This window comes from Streptomyces sp. NPDC048352, from assembly GCF_040651895.1.
Classification (GTDB): domain Bacteria; phylum Actinomycetota; class Actinomycetes; order Streptomycetales; family Streptomycetaceae; genus Streptomyces.
Window position 1 is genome coordinate 82,093 of the sequence record NZ_JBEZKZ010000011.1, and the last position, 15,713, is coordinate 97,805.

The 15,713-nt window shown below is 74.1% G+C and carries 19 protein-coding genes; 10 read left to right on the forward strand and 9 right to left on the reverse strand.

Going from position 1 to position 15,713, the window contains the following annotated elements:
• Nucleotides 1-54 precede the first annotated feature (54 nt).
• Both AB0D45_RS08900 and AB0D45_RS08905 read right to left on the reverse strand, forming a co-directional pair.
• A complete protein-coding gene (locus AB0D45_RS08900) occupies nt 55-672 on the reverse strand; it encodes a YigZ family protein (RefSeq protein ID WP_362456304.1) in 618 nt (205 codons plus the stop codon).
• A gap of 8 nt (nt 673-680) precedes the next feature.
• On the reverse strand, nt 681-1,136 hold the full coding sequence (locus AB0D45_RS08905) for a hypothetical protein (RefSeq protein ID WP_362456214.1): 456 nt from the start codon (nt 1,134-1,136) through the stop codon (nt 681-683).
• A gap of 139 nt (nt 1,137-1,275) precedes the next feature.
• On the opposite strand from AB0D45_RS08905, the gene AB0D45_RS08910 reads away from it, so the two are divergent.
• A complete protein-coding gene (locus tag AB0D45_RS08910) occupies nt 1,276-1,680 on the forward strand; it encodes a CoA-binding protein (protein WP_362456307.1) in 405 nt (134 codons plus the stop codon).
• 49 nt (nt 1,681-1,729) lie between these two features.
• Here AB0D45_RS08910 and AB0D45_RS08915 read toward each other — a convergent pair whose 3' ends face one another.
• Complete coding sequence (locus AB0D45_RS08915) at nt 1,730-2,323, reverse strand: XRE family transcriptional regulator (RefSeq protein ID WP_362456216.1); 594 nt, start codon at nt 2,321-2,323, stop codon at nt 1,730-1,732.
• Between the two features lie 118 nt (nt 2,324-2,441).
• Here AB0D45_RS08915 and AB0D45_RS08920 point away from each other — a divergent pair, with 118 nt between their 5' ends.
• Nucleotides 2,442-3,308 (forward strand): EamA family transporter, encoded by an 867-nt coding sequence (locus AB0D45_RS08920; protein ID WP_362456217.1) that lies wholly within the window; start codon nt 2,442-2,444, stop codon nt 3,306-3,308.
• Nucleotides 3,309-3,349: 41 nt separating this feature from the next.
• Here the strand turns inward: AB0D45_RS08920 and AB0D45_RS08925 are convergent, their stop codons facing one another.
• A complete protein-coding gene (locus tag AB0D45_RS08925) occupies nt 3,350-4,096 on the reverse strand; it encodes an acyltransferase (RefSeq protein ID WP_362456219.1) in 747 nt (248 codons plus the stop codon).
• 132 nt (nt 4,097-4,228) lie between these two features.
• Between AB0D45_RS08925 and AB0D45_RS08930 the strand changes: the two genes are divergently transcribed.
• Nucleotides 4,229-4,786, forward strand: coding sequence for a gamma carbonic anhydrase family protein (locus AB0D45_RS08930; RefSeq protein ID WP_361607460.1), 558 nt, complete (start codon nt 4,229-4,231; stop codon nt 4,784-4,786).
• Nucleotides 4,787-4,953: 167 nt separating this feature from the next.
• Here the strand turns inward: AB0D45_RS08930 and AB0D45_RS08935 are convergent, their stop codons facing one another.
• A complete protein-coding gene (locus AB0D45_RS08935; protein WP_362456309.1) occupies nt 4,954-5,622 on the reverse strand; it encodes a DedA family protein in 669 nt (222 codons plus the stop codon).
• A 311-nt stretch (nt 5,623-5,933) separates the two neighbouring features.
• Nucleotides 5,934-6,371, reverse strand: coding sequence for a DUF4442 domain-containing protein (locus AB0D45_RS08940; RefSeq protein ID WP_042800586.1), 438 nt, complete (start codon nt 6,369-6,371; stop codon nt 5,934-5,936).
• 112 nt (nt 6,372-6,483) lie between these two features.
• Between AB0D45_RS08940 and AB0D45_RS08945 the strand changes: the two genes are divergently transcribed.
• Nucleotides 6,484-7,518: a hypothetical protein gene (locus tag AB0D45_RS08945; protein WP_362456221.1), complete on the forward strand. Its 1,035-nt coding sequence runs from the start codon at nt 6,484-6,486 to the stop codon at nt 7,516-7,518.
• A gap of 97 nt (nt 7,519-7,615) precedes the next feature.
• Nucleotides 7,616-8,923, forward strand: a complete 1,308-nt coding sequence (locus AB0D45_RS08950) for an MFS transporter (RefSeq protein WP_362456222.1) — start codon at nt 7,616-7,618, stop codon at nt 8,921-8,923.
• Here AB0D45_RS08950 and AB0D45_RS08955 read toward each other — a convergent pair.
• Both AB0D45_RS08955 and AB0D45_RS08960 read right to left on the reverse strand, forming a co-directional pair.
• Nucleotides 8,910-9,701: a fused MFS/spermidine synthase gene (locus tag AB0D45_RS08955; RefSeq protein WP_362456312.1), complete on the reverse strand. Its 792-nt coding sequence runs from the start codon at nt 9,699-9,701 to the stop codon at nt 8,910-8,912. The genes AB0D45_RS08950 and AB0D45_RS08955 overlap by 14 nt on opposite strands.
• A gap of 67 nt (nt 9,702-9,768) precedes the next feature.
• Nucleotides 9,769-10,611: a patatin-like phospholipase family protein gene (locus AB0D45_RS08960; protein WP_361607451.1), complete on the reverse strand. Its 843-nt coding sequence runs from the start codon at nt 10,609-10,611 to the stop codon at nt 9,769-9,771.
• Nucleotides 10,612-10,779: 168 nt separating this feature from the next.
• Here AB0D45_RS08960 and AB0D45_RS08965 point away from each other — a divergent pair, with 168 nt between their 5' ends.
• From AB0D45_RS08965 to lnt, 5 genes are all read left to right on the forward strand, one after another.
• Nucleotides 10,780-11,496 carry a VTT domain-containing protein gene (locus AB0D45_RS08965; protein ID WP_362456225.1) on the forward strand — a complete coding sequence of 239 codons (717 nt, stop codon included), beginning with the start codon at nt 10,780-10,782 and terminating at the stop codon, nt 11,494-11,496.
• A gap of 47 nt (nt 11,497-11,543) precedes the next feature.
• On the forward strand, nt 11,544-12,422 hold the full coding sequence (locus tag AB0D45_RS08970) for an undecaprenyl-diphosphate phosphatase (protein WP_362456228.1): 879 nt from the start codon (nt 11,544-11,546) through the stop codon (nt 12,420-12,422).
• Nucleotides 12,423-12,527: 105 nt separating this feature from the next.
• On the forward strand, nt 12,528-12,704 hold the full coding sequence (locus AB0D45_RS08975) for a hypothetical protein (protein ID WP_362456231.1): 177 nt from the start codon (nt 12,528-12,530) through the stop codon (nt 12,702-12,704).
• Between the two features lie 69 nt (nt 12,705-12,773).
• Nucleotides 12,774-13,235: a nuclear transport factor 2 family protein gene (locus AB0D45_RS08980; RefSeq protein ID WP_362456234.1), complete on the forward strand. Its 462-nt coding sequence runs from the start codon at nt 12,774-12,776 to the stop codon at nt 13,233-13,235.
• Between the two features lie 47 nt (nt 13,236-13,282).
• A complete protein-coding gene (gene lnt / locus AB0D45_RS08985) occupies nt 13,283-14,827 on the forward strand; it encodes an apolipoprotein N-acyltransferase (RefSeq protein ID WP_362456237.1) in 1,545 nt (514 codons plus the stop codon).
• Here the strand turns inward: lnt and AB0D45_RS08990 are convergent.
• Complete coding sequence (locus tag AB0D45_RS08990) at nt 14,766-15,677, reverse strand: Gfo/Idh/MocA family oxidoreductase (RefSeq protein WP_361611086.1); 912 nt, start codon at nt 15,675-15,677, stop codon at nt 14,766-14,768. The two genes, lnt and AB0D45_RS08990, sit on opposite strands and share 62 nt — an antisense overlap.
• Between the last annotated feature and the right edge of the window lie 36 nt (nt 15,678-15,713).

Sequence of the window (15,713 nt, forward strand, 5' to 3'; positions counted from 1 at the left end):
CGACCGCCCCGGTCATGAGCCCCGGCGCTCAGGCCCGGCGCTCAGGCCCGGCGCTCAGCCCTCGCCGTAGGCCTCGCCGCCGAGCTCGAAGCCGGCGGTCCCGGCGGTGGCGTCGGCGAGCCAGGCCCGGAAGGCCTCGATGTCCGCCTCGGGGAGGCCGACCTCGATCGAGACGGCCTCCCCGTAGCGCACGTCCAGCACCGCGCGGCCGGTGGAGCGGAGGTCGTTCTCGGTCTTGCCGGCCCGCTGGTGGTCGACGGTGACGGTGGCCAGCCGGTAGCGGTGGCGGGTGACGGTCCCGAGGGCGTCCAGCGCCTCGCCGACGACACCGCCGTAGGCCCGGATGAGCCCGCCGGCCCCGAGCTTCACACCGCCGTAGTACCGGGTGACGACGGCGACGGCGTACCGGACGTCGCGCCGCGTCAGCATCTGGAGCATGGGCACCCCGGCGGTCCCGCCGGGCTCCCCGTCGTCGCCGGCCTTCTGCACGGAGGCGTTGGCGCCGATCACGTAGGCGTAGCAGTTGTGCGAGGCGGTGGGGTGCTCCTTGCGGATGCGCGCGATGAACTCCTGCGCCTCCTGCTCGGTCGCGGCGGGCGCGAGCGAGCACAGGAACCGCGACCGGTTGATCTCGGCCTCGTGCATCCCCTCACGGGCCACCGTCACGTACATGTCTGCGCTCACCGCTCCACCCTAAGCCGTGCCGGCCGGCCAGCCTCGGGCCCGGGGGGCCGCACCCAGGGCGCGTAGCGCTGATCGGGCCCCGCGTCGGCGCGCCAGTACCGCAGGACGGTTTCCCGGACGATGTCGAGCCGCTCGGCGGCGATGAGGCAGGAGACGGGCTCCTGCCCGCCCGCGTCGGCCTCGAAGGCGACCACGACGGCCGGTTCGCATCCGAGCCGACGCGTGAGCCGCGTGAACTCGTCCGGCGACGGGGCACGGAAGGCCGCATCGTGGAAGGCGGAGGGGCAGCCGACGAAGAGCGGGTCGTGGAAGACGAGCTCCAGGCCGTGGTGGTAGGCCAGGTCGTGGCCGGCGGCGAGCGTCAGCCGTCCGCGGTCCCAGGCGACGACGTCCCAGTCCCACCACGACCCTTCGGGGAGCCGGATCGCAGCATGGTTCCCGGCGAGGTCCATCCCCTGCCCCCTGTTCGTCCGGACGGATCACGAGGCTACACAGCGGCCGGCGCCCCGCTGTCCGGGAATCGGAGAGGTGTCCTCGCCGTTGATCCAGCCGAACGATTCGGCGGGACGACCCCAGCAGGAGGCGGCGCACGTGTACGGCGACCAGGCGACCATCCGCAAGATCCTCACCGAGCTCGGTGACACCTGGGCCGTGGTGGGCCTGTCCTCCAACCGGGACCGGGCCGCCTACGGGGTGGCGCAGGTGCTCCAGAGGTTCGGGAAGCGCGTGGTGCCGGTGCACCCGAAGGCGGAGACGGTGCACGGCGAGCCGGGGTACCCGTCGCTGGAGGCGATCCCGTTCAAGGTCGACGTGGTGGACGTCTTCGTGAACAGCGCCCTGGCCGGCCGGGTCGCCGACGACGCGGTGGCCATCGGCGCCGAGGCCGTCTGGTTCCAGCTCGGCGTGGTCGACGAGGCCGCCTTCGCGCGGACGCGCGGGGCCGGGGTGGAGATGGTGATGGACCGCTGCCCCGCCATCGAGATCCCGGCGCTCTAGGGAGTGTCGTCAAGGCCACCGCCAGGAGGGACTTCGACGACACGGCCTCCTAGGAAGGGCGGGCGGTGGTGCCCTGGACCGGCGGGATCGAGACCGCCATGGTCATCTCCAGGAGGGCGGCGCCCTCGTTGCGGTAGGCGTGCGGGAGGTCCGCCTCGAAGGAGACGGCCCCGCCCGTCGGGACCACGTACCGGTCGTCGCCGATGTGGAGCGTCAGTTCCCCGGCCGTGACGTGCAGCATCTCGAAGGTTCCGGCCGGGTGCGGGTCGGAGGCCGTGCCGTCTCCGGCCTCCAGACGGTAGGTCCACATCTCGACGGGCCCGCGCCGGTCGTCCCCGAGCAGCATCCGGGCCTCGCTGCCCGCCCCGCTCGACCACATCCGCACCCCCTGCCCCGGCAGCACCACGTGGGCCTGCGGCCCCCGCTCGTAGTCGAGGAGGGTGGTGATGCTCACCCCGAGGGCGTCGGCGAGTTTGACCGTGGTGCCCACGCTGGGGTTCGTACGGGCCTGCTCGATCTGGATGATCATGCCGCGGCTGACGCCCGCCCGGGCGGCGAGCGCTTCCAGGGTGAAACCGCGTTCGCCGCGCCACCTCTTGAGGTTGCGGGCGAGGGCCTGGGTGAGCTGTTCGAGGTCCGACACCGTTCCGTCCCTTGTGGGTCCAATATTTTGGATGACACAGTCCAGCACACTGAACTACGCTGCGGTGTATTCGATGCTGCACTCCGCCGTTCACCGAACTGTACTGTGAGGTCCTGCCATGACCGCCCTCCTCGCCTTGGCCACCGCCCTGCTGTGGGGCCTGTCCGACTTCGGCGGCGGGCTGCTGACGCGCCGCGTACCGGCGCTGACGGTACTGGTGGTCTCGCAGCTCGTCGCCGTCGTCGTGCTCGGGGCGGTCGTGATCGCCACCGGCGCCTGGAGCGAGGCCGGGCCGCAGCTGTGGTTCGCGGCGGCGGCGGGCCTGGTCGGGCCGGCGGCGATGCTCAGCTTCTACAAGGCGCTGGCGCTCGGCCCGATGGGCGTGGTCTCACCGCTCGGCTCCCTCGGCGTGGTCGTGCCGGTCGGGGTGGGGCTGGCACTGGGCGAGCGGCCGGGATTCGGCCAGTTCGCGGGCATCGCGGTGGCCGTCGTCGGCGTCGTCCTGGCCGGCGGTCCCGAACTGCGCGGCGCCCCCGTGCAGCGGCGGGCGGTGGTGCTGACCCTCGTCGCGGCCTTCGGCTTCGGCGCGGTCATGGCCCTGATCGCCGAGGCCTCCACCACCGTGACCGGGCTGTTCCTCGCCCTGTTCGTACAGCGGGTCACGAACGTCACCGTGGGCGGCGTCGCCCTGCTGGCCCAGACCCGGCGCGGCGTTCCCGCGCTGCCGGAGGGCACCGGTCCGCGGGTGCTGTGGAGCATGCTGCCGGCGCTGGCCTTCGTGGGCCTGGCCGATGTCGCCGCCAACGGCACCTACTCCCTCGCCGCCCAGAACGGCCCCGTCACCGTGGCGGCCGTGATCTCCTCGCTCTACCCGGTGGCCACCGCGCTCGCCGCCTTCGTCGTGCTCAAGGAACGGCTGCGCAGCGTCCAGGCGGCCGGCGCCGGCCTGGCCCTGGCGGGCACGGTCCTGCTCGCCGCGGGCTGACCTCCCCGCCCGGCAGGGTACGGAGCCACAGCCTCAGCCCGTCAGGACTGTTCGGCCTCCGCCAGCAGCGCCAGCCCGCGCAGCTGCTCGGGCGTCATCCCGTCGGGGATCGGCACCGGCGCGGGGGTGCGCAGCGGGGGCTGCCAGCCCGTCTCCGGCTCCCACCGGCGCACGACCTTGGCCGGGGCGCCCGCCACCACGGCGTGGTCCGGCACCTCGCCCCGTACGACGGCCCCCGCGGCCACCACGACATTGCGGCCCAGCTTCGCGCCGGGCAGGATCACCGCTCCCGTGCCCAGCCAGCAGCCCGGCCCTATCTCCACCGGGGCGCTGCGGGGCCACTGCCGGCCGACGGGCTCGTGGGGGTCGTCGTAGCTGTGGTTGGTGGAGGTGATGTACACGCCGGGGCCGCAGAAGGTGTCGTCGCCGATGGCGATCCGGGCGTCGGCGATGACGTGGCTGCCGCGGCCGAGGACCACTCCGTTGCCCAGCACGAGCACCGGGTCCGCCCCGAGGTCGAGGTCCGGCATCATCCCGGCCGTCAGGGTGACCTGCTCGGCGATGATGCAGTGCGCGCCCAGCCGGATCCAGCGCTCCCCGAAGACGGTGCCCTGAGGGAAGGCGAGCCGGGTGCCCTCGCCGATCGCGCCGAAGCGCAGCCGGCCCGGGTGCCGCGCGGTGACCGCCCCGGCCTGCTGCATCCAGCGCCAGCCGGCGTGCACCGCGCGGCTGGCGATCCGGCGCCGCAGCGCCGCCAGGGATGAGAACGTGTTCTGGTTCTTCGGCACCCGGCCACGGTAGTGGGCGCCGCGCCGGAGGTCCGGACCGGGTTCCTGTGATCTTCACCCCATCGCGGGGCCGCGGGGCGCCGTGCCCTACGGTGCCGGTAGCGCGGCATCCGGAAGCAGAGGGAAGTGACCATGACGAATCAGCCGAACCAGGCGCACCAGGGGGCTCTCATCGCGGGAGTCGGCGACCGGAAGCCGTCGGTCGACCCGACGGCCTTCACCGCGCCCACCTCCGTGGTCGTCGGCGACGTCACCCTGGCCGCCGGCGCGAGCCTTTGGTACTCGGCGGTGCTGCGCGGCGACTGCGGCCCGATCACCCTGGGCGCGGACAGCAACGTGCAGGACAACTGCACGGTGCACGTGGACCCCGGCTTCCCGGTGTCCATCGGCGAGCGCGTGTCGATCGGGCACAACGCGGTCGTGCACGGCTGCACCGTGGAGGACGACTGCCTCATCGGGATGGGGGCGACGGTGCTGAACGGCGCCGTGATCGGCGCGGGGTCGCTGGTGGCCGCGCAGGCCCTGGTGCCGCAGGGCATGGTGGTCCCGCCCGGCTCCCTGGTCGCGGGCGTCCCCGCCAAGGTGCGGCGGGAGCTCACCGAGGAGGAGCGCGAGGGCATCAAGGTGAACGCCGCGATGTACACGGAGCTGGCCAAGCAGCACCGCGCCTCGGTGACGCCCGGGGACTGACGCCCCGACCGGCCGGGGCCCGGGTCGCCCTCGCCCGCCGGGACCCGAGCCCGCCGGACCCCTGGGTCGGCCCGAGGGCGGGGCCCCGGGTCAGTCCGAGGACCAAGGCCCCAGGTCCGGCTGAGGAACGAGACCCCCGAGCCGGGCCCCCCGAACCGGACTCCCGGTCAGTCCGAGGCGCCCGCCGGGGCGGTGGCGGGCTCCGGCGCCGGGGCCGCCTCGCGGGCCTCGGCCGCCGCCTTCTTCATCCGGCCGCGCAGCACCAGGGTCACGGTGAGCCCGATCAGCAGGGCCACCAGCAGCGCCAGCCAGGAGAATCGCTTCAGCCAGGGCTCCGCGACGATGCCGACCGAGTAGATGACGGCGGTGGTGCCGCCGGCCCAGAGGATGCCGCCGAGGACGTTGGCGACGAGGAAGCGCCAGTAGGGCATCCGCAGGACGCCGGCCAGCGGCCCGGCGAAGATCCGCAGCAGGGCGACGAAGCGTCCGAAGAAGACGGCCCACATGCCCCACTTGTCGAAGGACCGCTCGGCCATGGCCACGTGTTCGGGCCCGAAGTGCTTGGGGAAGCGCCGGCCGAGCTTCTCCAGCAGCGGCTTGCCGCCGCGGCGGCCGATCGCGTACCCGATGGAGTCGCCGATGATCGCGCCCGCGATGGCGCACAGGCCGAGGACCACCGGGTCGATCTGCCCGTGCTGCGAGGCGAGCAGGGCCGAGCTGACGAGGATGATCTCGCCCGGGAGCGGGATGCCCAGGCTTTCGAGCCCGATGACCAGCCCCACCAGGAGATAGACACTGATCGCCGGAATCGTCTCCAGCCATTCCTGGATGTGCACCGGTACGTCCTCCCTCGTCGTCACCGGCGCGCCCCCGAGACACGCCGAACGGGCAGCCTATCCGTTCCTCAGGACAGCCTTCGTCCAAAGCGGGCGTTCTCGGGACGAACGACCGGCGAACACCTCCCGCCGGGCCGTTTTCCGGCCACTTCGAGGCGACCGCCCCCTGACGCCCCCCGTCCCGGCCCCGGACAACACGAAGGGAGCGGCCCGCGCCGGACCGCTCCCTCCTTCACTGTGCCCTGCCCGCGCCCCGTCCGCGGCGTGACGCGCCGGGGCGGCTGTCGCTCTCAGCCCGCGGGCGGCGACGGCTACGCGTTGGGGCGCAGCGTCCAGACGACCGTCATCTCGCCGGTGACGGCCTCGTCCTCGCGCTGGATGGCGATGGTGACGGGGAACTCGGGGCGGCCGCCCGCGTCGAGTTCCGCCACGACGTCGGCGGCCGGGCGGCCGAGGGTGGCGGTGGCGGTGACGACGCCCTTGGCGAGCTTCTTGTAGCCGATCTCCGCCTTGACGGCCAGCGGCACGGCGCGGGAGAGCTGGTCGCCGAAGGCGGCCAGGACGATGGCGCCGCTCGCGGACTCGGCGAGGGTGAACATGGCGCCGGCGTGCGGGCCGCCCACGTGGTTGTGGAAGTCGGGCTGGTCCGGCAGCCGGACGACGGCGCGCTCCGGAGTGGTCTCCAGGAACTCGAGGTTCAGGGTGCGGGCCATCGGCACGGTCTGGGCGAGCAGTTCGCCCACGTTCATCTGTTCTGCGCTCATGACACGCGATGTTACCCACGAGTAGATGCGCTTGGCCAGAGCCGGGACGGGGGGCGGACGTGGCTCCCGCCGACGGCTCCCACTATGGTTACCGGCCATGTGGCCAGGACAGCAGCAGCCCGGGGGAGAGCAGAACCCCCAGGGCGCCAACCAGAACCCGTACCAGCAGCAGCCGGGACAGCCGAACCCGTACCAGCAGCAGCCTCAGCCGGGATTCGGTGAGCAGCAGCCCGGCTACGGATACCCGCAGCCGGGCTACCAGACCCCGCCGCCGGTCCAGCCCTGGGGCCAGGCCCCCCAGCCGGCGCAGCCGCCCCGGCAGTCCGGCGGGAGCCCCTTCTCCACGCGCACCGTGGCCATCGTCGCCGCCTCCGCGGTCGTCGTGACGGCGGCCGCCACCGCCGGCTTCGTGCTGACCCGGGACGACGAGGGCGGCAACCAGGCCGGCAACAAGCCGGCCGCCTCCTCCCCCGCGCCCGTCGCCCCCGTCGCGCCTCCGGCCCCCAGCGGTGCCAACCCGCGCGCCGGCGGTGACATCAAGCCGGTGATCCCGGGCTGGAAGGTGGTCATCAACCCGAAGCACGGCACCGCCTTCGACGTCCCGCCGGAGTGGAACGTGCTGGGCTCCGGGATGGCCTCCGGCTTCGAGGACGAGGCCAAGAAGGACGGCTCCCCGTTCGTCATGTTCTCCGCGCCCGCCTTCCTCAAGGAGGACTGGTGCAAGGTGGACTCCAACAAGGACGGCCGCGAGGAGACCACCTCCCTGGCCGGCACCGGCACCAAGGGCGGCCAGGGCGCGAAGGACACCGCCGACGCCGCCCGCAACGAAGCCGGCACCTGGGTGTACGCCGCGTACGCGCAGAAGCTGCCGAAGGAGAACGTCAAGATCTCCGAGCCCAAGGAGTACACCTCCTCCTCCGGCCTCAAGGGGCACGTGGCCACGGCGACCGTGAGCAACGTCCCCAAGGAGAACAAGTGCTCCTCGGACGGCAAGAGCATCGCCTTCAGCTTCAGGAACGCCAAGGGTGACTTCGCCAGCTGGGTCCTCTACGGCGCCGCCGGCGTCCCCGGCGAGGTGGACCAGGCGACGTACGAGAAGATCCTCAGCTCGGTGCGCCTGAGCGGCGGCTGACCGGGCGGCCCGCCGTGGCCGCAGGATCCCCGGGCCGGCGATCCGTTCTGCGTTATTTCGTTTGGATTCCCGGCCCGGGGCAGGGGATAGTCCCGGGGTGAGCCCCCGTACCGTCCTCCGGACCCCCCGCCGCCGGCCCGACTGGGCCGGACGCAACTACACCCTCCTGACGGGCTCCGCGGTCGTCACCAACCTCGGCAGCCACGGCGCGCTGATCGCCGCCTCCTTCGCGGTCCTCGAAGCGGGCGGCTCCGGTGCGGACGTCGGGCTCGTCGCCGCCGCCCGTACGCTGCCCCTCGTCCTGTTCCTGCTCGTGGGCGGGGCCCTCGCCGACCGGCTGCCGCGGCACCACGTGATGGTCGCGGCCAACGCCCTCAACTGCCTGTCGCAGGCCGCCTTCGCCGTGCTCGTGCTCGCGGGCGAGCCCCGGCTGTGGCAGATGATGCTGCTCTCCGCGCTGTGCGGTACCGGCACCGCCTTCTTCAACCCGGCGGCCGAGGGCATGCTGTTCGCCAGCGTCTCCGGCGAACACTCCAACCGGGCCTTCGCGCTCTTCCGGATGGCCGTGAACGGCGCCGGCATCGGCGGAGCGGCCCTGGGCGGCGCCATGATCGCCGCGATCGGCCCCGGCTGGGTGCTGGCCGTGGACGCGGCGTCCTTCGCGGCCGCCGGCGCGCTGCGCGTCTTCCTCGACGTCGGCCCCGTCGCCGAACGGGCCCCCGGCGGGGGCCTGCTGGCCGACCTGCGCGAGGGCTGGGTGGAGTTCCGCACCCGCCCCTGGCTGTGGAGCATCGTGCTCCAGTTCTCCGTGGTCGTGGCCGTCGTCGGGGCGGCGGAGGCGGTGTACGGGCCCCTCGTCGCCCGCGACCGGCTGGGCGGGCCGGCGCCCTGGGGCGTGGCCCTGGCCTTCTTCGGCGCCGGCACCATCGCCGGAGCGCTCCTGATGATGGTGTGGAAACCGCGCCGCCTGCTGCTGGTCGGCACCCTGTGCGTGTTCCCGCTGGCGCTGCCCTCGGCGGGGCTGGCGGTGCCGCTGCCCGCGTGGGGGCTGTGCGCGGTGATGCTCGTCAGCGGCGCCGCGATCGAGGTGTTCGGCGTGAACTGGATGACCACGATGCACCAGGAGATACCGGAGGAGAAGTTCTCCCGGGTCTCCGCCTACGACTGGTTCGGCTCGCTGTCCATGCTCCCGCTCGCCACCGCGCTGGCCGGCCCGGCCGAATCCGCCTTCGGCCGCACGACGGCGCTGTGGGGCTGCGCGGGGCTGGTGGTCGCCGCCACCGCCCTGGTGCTGTTCGTCCCCGAAGTGCGCCGCATCACCCGCAAGCCCCCGCCCGGCAAGAGCGCCCCCGCCCCCGCGGAGCAGGCCCCCGCGCAGGCCGCCGCCGTGGTCATCCCAGGCTGAAGGCGCCCTCCGGCGGGGCCGGGGAGGGCACCGCCTCCGCGTCGGGCACCGGACGCGCCCCGCGCATGAACCGGGCGAGCCCCTCCCCCGACTCCACCCGGGCGGGGAAGGCGTCGGCGGCGCAGCGCCGGGCCAGGGCGGCCACCGGCAGCGGCGCGTCGGAGGCCAGCAGCACCGCGTTGCCGAAGCGCCGCCCCCGCAGCACCCCCGGCTCGGCGATCAGCGCCAGCTGCGCGAACGCGGCCGCGAAGGTGGCCAGCTGGGCCTTGAGGAAGCCGAACGGCGCGCCGTCGGCCAGGTTCGCCGCGTACAGGCCGCCGGGCCTCAGCACCCGCGCCGCCTGCCGCGCGTACTCCACCGAGGTCAGCCGGGCCGGCACCCGCGAGCCCCCGAACACGTCGGCGACCAGGACGTCCGCGCTCGCTCCCGCGGCGGCCTCCAGCCAGTCCCGCGCATCGGCGGCGTGCACCCTCACCCCCGCCCCGGGCGCCAGCGGCAGGTGCCGCTCCACCAGGTCCACCAGGGCGGCGTCGAACTCCACCACGTCCTGCCGTGACCCCGGGCGGGTGGCCGCGGCGTAGCGCGGGAGGGTGAGCGCGCCTCCGCCCAGGTGCAGCAGGTCCAGCGCGGCCCCCGGCTCCGCCGCGCAGTCCAGCACGTGCGCGAGGCGGCGTACGTACTCGAACTCCAGGTGCTCGGGCTCGTCGAGGTCGACGTACGACTGGGGCGCCCCGTCGACGGTGAGCAGCCAGGCCCGCTCCCGGTCCACGTCCGGCATCAGTTTGGCGGTGCCCTGGTCCACTTCCCGGATCACGGGGATCTGTTCGTCGCTCACCCCACCATTGTCAGGCCGCCCAGACGGCCGCCGCGTCGGCGGTGTGCCCCGCGGCCTGCGCGAGGCCGGCGCGGGCGGCCGGTTCCCGCCGCGCGGGGTCGAGGACGTTGCGCCCGAAGGCCTTGCGGGCCTGCGGGGATGGGGTGATGAGCAGCACCCGGGCTCCGGCGGCCCGCAGCCGGGCCGCCTGGGCGGCGGGTGAGGGGACCAGGGCCGAACCGAGGGCCATCGGCGCGAGGATCACCACCCGCGCGTACCCGGAGGCGAGGTCGGCGTTGGTCGCCGAGCGGACCCCGCCGTCGATGAAGCGGCGTCCGCCGACCGTCACCGGCGGCCACACGCCCGGTACGGCGCAGCTCGCGGAGACGGCGTCGACGAGTCCGGCCCCGCTCTCCCGGTCGAAGTCGGCGGGCTCACCGGTGAGCGCGTCGACGGCGGTGACGACGAACCGGCGCTCGGGCCACTCGTGGGAGACGAGCCGGGCCGCCAGCACCTTGCGCCGCTCGGCCTCCGCGCCCGTGTCGGCGGCCAGCGCGAAGGCACCGACCCGCCGGCGGTAGGCGCCGGCGTCCCGCGAGCGCAGCATGGCCAGGGCGTACTGGGCGAAGACCGCCGCCCCGAGCCGGGCCGGGATCTCCCCGGCCGGGCCGCCGAGCTGGCGCTCGTACAGTTCCCGCGGAGTGAGGCCCGCGGTGAGCTGGGCGCCGACCACGGACCCGGCCGAGGTGCCGACGACCAGGTCGGCGGTGCTGAGGTCCACGCCGGCGCGGGCCAGCCCGTACAGGATCCCGGACTCCCAGCCGACGCCGGTCAGCCCCCCGCCGCCGAGCACCAGTGCCGTACCGCCGTCCATGTCGGCCCCTTCGTTCCGTTCCCTCGCGTCCGTCACGCCGCAGGTGTGGGCAGTCTGACGCAACCCGGCTGACCGCACCACGGCGCGGTGCCGCGAGGACCGCTGCGGTGCGCCGGGATGAGGCCTGGATTACGGCGGGGCGCCTCACGGGTCGGCTAGTCTCCCCGGATGTCCCTCCTCCTCGCGCCGATGGCCCGGCTGTCGCTGCTCGTCGTGCTGCTGGCCGCGGCCGGTGTGTGCGTGCTGCTGTACGAGCCCCAGCGGCTGCTGTCGCGGGGCTGGCCGCCGGGGCTGCCGGTGGGCGCGGGGGTGCTGCTGTTCGCGGGCGCGTACGGCCTGTGCACGGCCGCGTTCGTGCCCCGGCCGCTGCTGAACCTCGCCGCCGGGGCGGTCTTCGGCGCCCCGTTCGGGCTGGTGGCGGCCGTCGGCGGCACGGTGGCCGGCGCCGGTGTCGCGTTCGGGCTGGGCCGGGTCATGGGGCAGGAGGCGTTGCGTCCGTATCTGCGCGGGCGCTGGCTGGAGGCGGCCGACGCGCAGCTGAGCCGGCACGGTTTCCGCTCGATGCTCGCGGTGCGGATCCTTCCCGGGGTGCCGTTCGCCGCGGCCAACTACCTCGCCGCCGTCTCGCGGTGCGGCTGGCTCCCCTTCCTGCTCGCGACGGCCCTGGGGACGGTGCCGAACACCGCCGCGTACGTGATCGCCGGAGCCAGCGCCTCCTCCCCCGGATCGCCCGCGTTCCTCGTCTCGTCCGGGTTCATCGCCCTCTCGGGAGCGGCCGCGGCCGCGGTCGCCTGGCGCAAGCGGCACAGCCTCGCGCCCGCCCCCGCCCGCGCGTCCGCGCCCGCACACCCCCCAGTGGTCACGGCGGCTCCCCACGGGCCCTAGCATCGGACCGAACTGCCCGACGATCACAAGGACGAGCGCACCCCGACATGAGCTGGTTCGAATCCCTAATCCTCGGTCTCGTCCAGGGGCTTACGGAGTTCCTCCCGATCTCCTCCAGCGCGCACCTGCGGCTGACCGCGGCTTTCGCCGGCTGGCACGATCCGGGCGCGGCCTTCACGGCCATCACCCAGATCGGCACCGAGGCGGCCGTGCTGATCTACTTCCGCAAGGACATCGCGAGGATCATCTCCACCTGGTTCCGCTCCCTGTTCACCAAGGCGCTGCGCTCCGAGCAGGACGCCAAGATGGGCTGGCTGGTCATCGTCGGCTCGATCCCGATCGGTGTCCTGGGCGTCGCGTTCAAGGACCAGATCACCGGTCCGGCCCGTGACCTGCGGCTGACCGCGACCACCCTGATCGTGATGGGCCTCGTCCTCGGTTTCGCGGACTGGCTCGCCTCGCGCGACGAGGAGGGCGGGCGGCACCGGGTGGTCAAGCAGCGCAAGACGCTCCGGGAGTTGGGCGTCAAGGACGGTCTGATCTTCGGTGTCTGCCAGGCGATGGCCCTGATCCCGGGCGTCTCGCGCTCCGGTGCGACGATCTCGGGCGGCCTGCTGCTCGGCTTCACCCGCGAGGCGGCGGCCCGGTACTCCTTCCTCCTGGCCATCCCGGCCGTGCTGGCCTCCGGCGCGTTCGAGATCAAGGACGTGATCGAGAGCCCCGGCCACATCTCCTGGGGACCGACGATCTTCGCCACGGTGATCGCCTTCTTCGTCGGCTACGCGGTCATCGCGTGGTTCATGAAGTTCATCTCCACCAAGAGCTTCATGCCCTTCGTGGTCTACCGCATCCTGCTCGGCATCGCGCTGTTCGTGCTGATCGGCATGGGTGTGCTCAGCCCGCACGCGGGTGAGTCGGGCTCGTAGCGGCCCTGGCCCGAAGTCGATGCGGGGGCCGCCCGGGAACGTTCCCGGGCGGCCCCCGCGTCGTTGTGCGTGACAGACCTGAAGGCGAGGAGCAGGGGGTGCCCCATGGGCCGCGTGGTACTGGAGCGTTTTCCGGCGGGAAGTCCGAGGGGGAGCTGGCCCGCCGAGGAGTACGCGGCGCAGCGGACGCGCGAGGGCGTTCCGGCGGAAGTGGTGATGGACCTGGCCAGTGACGCGTTCCTGGTCGTGATCCGGCAGCGGGAGGCGCATTCCGGCCACTGATCCGCCGCCTTGCGGATCAATGGGCGCATGCCCCTTGGCCTCGTCGCCGCGCAGCCCCACACTGACCCGATGACGCAGCGTGTGGACCTTGCGACCGTGATGGACCGGCTCGCCATCGACGAGGTGGTCTCGGGGTACGCGGTGGCCGTCGACGACGGGGACTGGGCCGCCTACCGCGCCCTGTTCACCCCCGCCGGGCGGGCCGACTACAGCTCCGCGGGCGGGGTCGAGGGCCCGGCCGGGGAGGTCGCCGACTGGCTCGCGGAGACCATGAAGCTGTTCCCCGTCCGCCAGCACCTGATCGTCAACCGGCTGATCCGGCTGGAGGACCGGGGCGGCTGTCCCGGGGACTCGGCGCGGGTCCGGGCGGACTTCCTCAACCCGATGCGGCTGGCGGGCGCCGACGACCGCGGTACGACCCCCAACTTCGTCGCCGCCGGGCGCTACTCCTTCGCCCTCGCCCGCACCGCGGACGGCTGGCGGCTCACGGGGGTCACGGTCCACGAGAAGTGGCGCCACCTGTCGGCCTGAGCCGCGCCCGGCCGAGGGCGGTCCCACACTGGAAGCGGAGGCGCGCGATGCTGCTCACGAGGCGGACCCGGTGGTGGCGTGCGGCGGCCGCGGCGGCCGCCGGGGCGCTGCCCTGCCTCGCCTTTCCGGCGCCGGGGGCGTGGTGGTCCGCGTACGCCGTCCTCGTGCCCTGGATGCTGCTGCTGCGCTGCGCCCCCACCGGGCGGCGGGCCGCGCTGGAGGGCTGGCTCGGCGGGGCGGGCTTCATCGTGGCGGTGCACCACTGGCTGCTGCCGAGCCTGGGCGTCTTCCTGGTCCCGCTGGCCGCGCTGCTCGGGCTGCTCTGGATCCCCTGGGCGCTGCTGGTACGGCGGTTGCTGGGCGGGGCGCCGGGCGCGGGTCGGGCGGCGGCCGGGCTGGTCCTCGTACCGGCGGGGTGGCTGCTGTCGGAGCTGGCCCGATCCTGGCAGGGGCTGGGCGGGCCGTGGGGACTGCTCGGGGCCAGCCAGTGGCAGGTCCCGCCGGCGCTGCGGCTGGCCTCGGTGGGCGGGGTGTGGCTGGTGAGCCTGCTGGTGGTGGCGGTGAACTGCGCGCTGGTGCTGCTGGTCGCGGTGCCGGGCGCGCGGGTCCCGGCGGTGGCGGCGGTGGCGGGGTGTGCGGCGGTGACCGGGATGGTGTGGCTGTGGCTGCCCGGTCCGCAGGTGTCGGGCGGGCTGCGCGTGGCCGTCGTACAGCCGGGGCCGGTGGGCGGGGCGGACGGCCCGGAGCGGCGGTTCGAGGTGGGTGAGGCGCTGACGCGGGGCCTGGCGGGAGCCCGCCCGGACCTGGTGGTGTGGGGGGAGAGCAGCGTCGGCGCGGACCTGGCGGCGCGGCCGGACCTGTCCCGGCGGCTGGCGGCGCTGTCCGCGGAGCTGGGCGCCCCGCTGCTGGTCAACGTGGACGCCCGGCGCTCGGACCGGCCCGGGATATACAAGAGTTCGGTGCTGGTCGGCCCCGGGGGCCCGACGGGCGACCGCTACGACAAGATGCGGCTGGTCCCCTTCGGCGAGTACGTGCCCCTGCGCCCGGTCCTGGGCTGGGCCACCTCGGTCGGGAAGGCGGCGGGCGAGGACCGGATGCGCGGCACGGCGCCGGTGGTCATGGACCTGCCCGGCGGGGTGCGGCTGGGGCCGCTGGTGTGCTTCGAGTCGGCCTTCCCCGACATGAGCCGGCACCTGGTCCGCGAGGGGGCCGGCGTACTCGTCACGCAGTCGGCGACCTCGACGTTCCAGGACAGCTGGGCACCGGCCCAGCACGCCTCCCTGGCCGCCCTGCGCGCCGCCGAGACCGGCCGGCCGGTGGTGCACGCGACCCTGACGGGCGTCAGCACGGTCTACGGGCCGTCGGGCGCCCGGATCGGGGCCGCCCTGCCCACCTCCGCGAGCACTGCGGCCGTGTACGAGGTGCCGCTCGCCCGGGGCACCACCCCCTTCGTCCGCTTCGGGAACTGGCCGCAGGGTGCCTGCCTGGCCGCGCTGGGGCTGTACTGCGCGGCCGGCGGCGTACGGGCGCTCAGGCCGGCGAAGCCTGCTCCAGAGCCGTCAGCACCACCCGCTCGCACAGCTCGTGGGTGAGCAGGGCGTCGCGGGCGCTGGGCACCCTGCCGCTCTCCACGGCCTCCAGGAAGGCGTCCACCGCCTGCTCGATGCCGCGCTGGCGGGCCACGGAGACCCAGTCCCCGCGCCGGCGCACGGTGGGCTGGCCGCGGTGGTCGACCACCTCGGCGAGGTTGACCACCTGGCGCTTGGAGTCCTGCCCGGAGACCTCCAGGACCTCCTCCGCGGATCCGGACCGCCGGTTCATGATCCCCAGGGCGGTGAAGCCGTCGCCGGACATCTGGAGCACCACCTGGGACATCAGCCCCTCGCGCACCACGGCCCGCACGTCGATGTGGTCGGCCTCGCCGGGCAGCAGGAAGCGCAGGGTGTCGACGACGTGGATGAAGTCGTCCATGACCAGCGTGCGGGGGTCCTCCGGGAGCCCCACCCGGTTCTTCTGCATGACGATCAGGTCCCGCGGGTGGTCGGCGCAGAGCGTGTAGCCGGGCGCGTGGCGGCGGTTGAAACCGACGAAGAGACCGACCCCGCGCTCCTCGGCGCGTTCCACCAGGCGCCGCGAGTCGGCGAGCTCGTAGGCCAGCGGCTTGTCCACGTACGTCGCCACGCCCGCGTCCAGCAGCCGCTCCACGATCTCCGGGTGGGCCTCGGTCGGGGCGTGCACGAACGCGGCGTCGAGGTCCTCGGCGAGGAGGGCCTCCAGCGCGAGGTGGCGGCGCGCGGGCGGGATGCGGTGGACGTCGCCGATCCGCTCGAGCGTGGCCGGAGTACGGGTCTGCAGGTGCAGCTCGACCCCGGGACGGGTGGTGAGGACGGGCAGGTACGCCTTCTGCGCGATGTCGCCGAGTCCGATGACGCCGACCTTCACCGGGAGCCTCCTGGTATGTGCCGAATGGGACTCCGC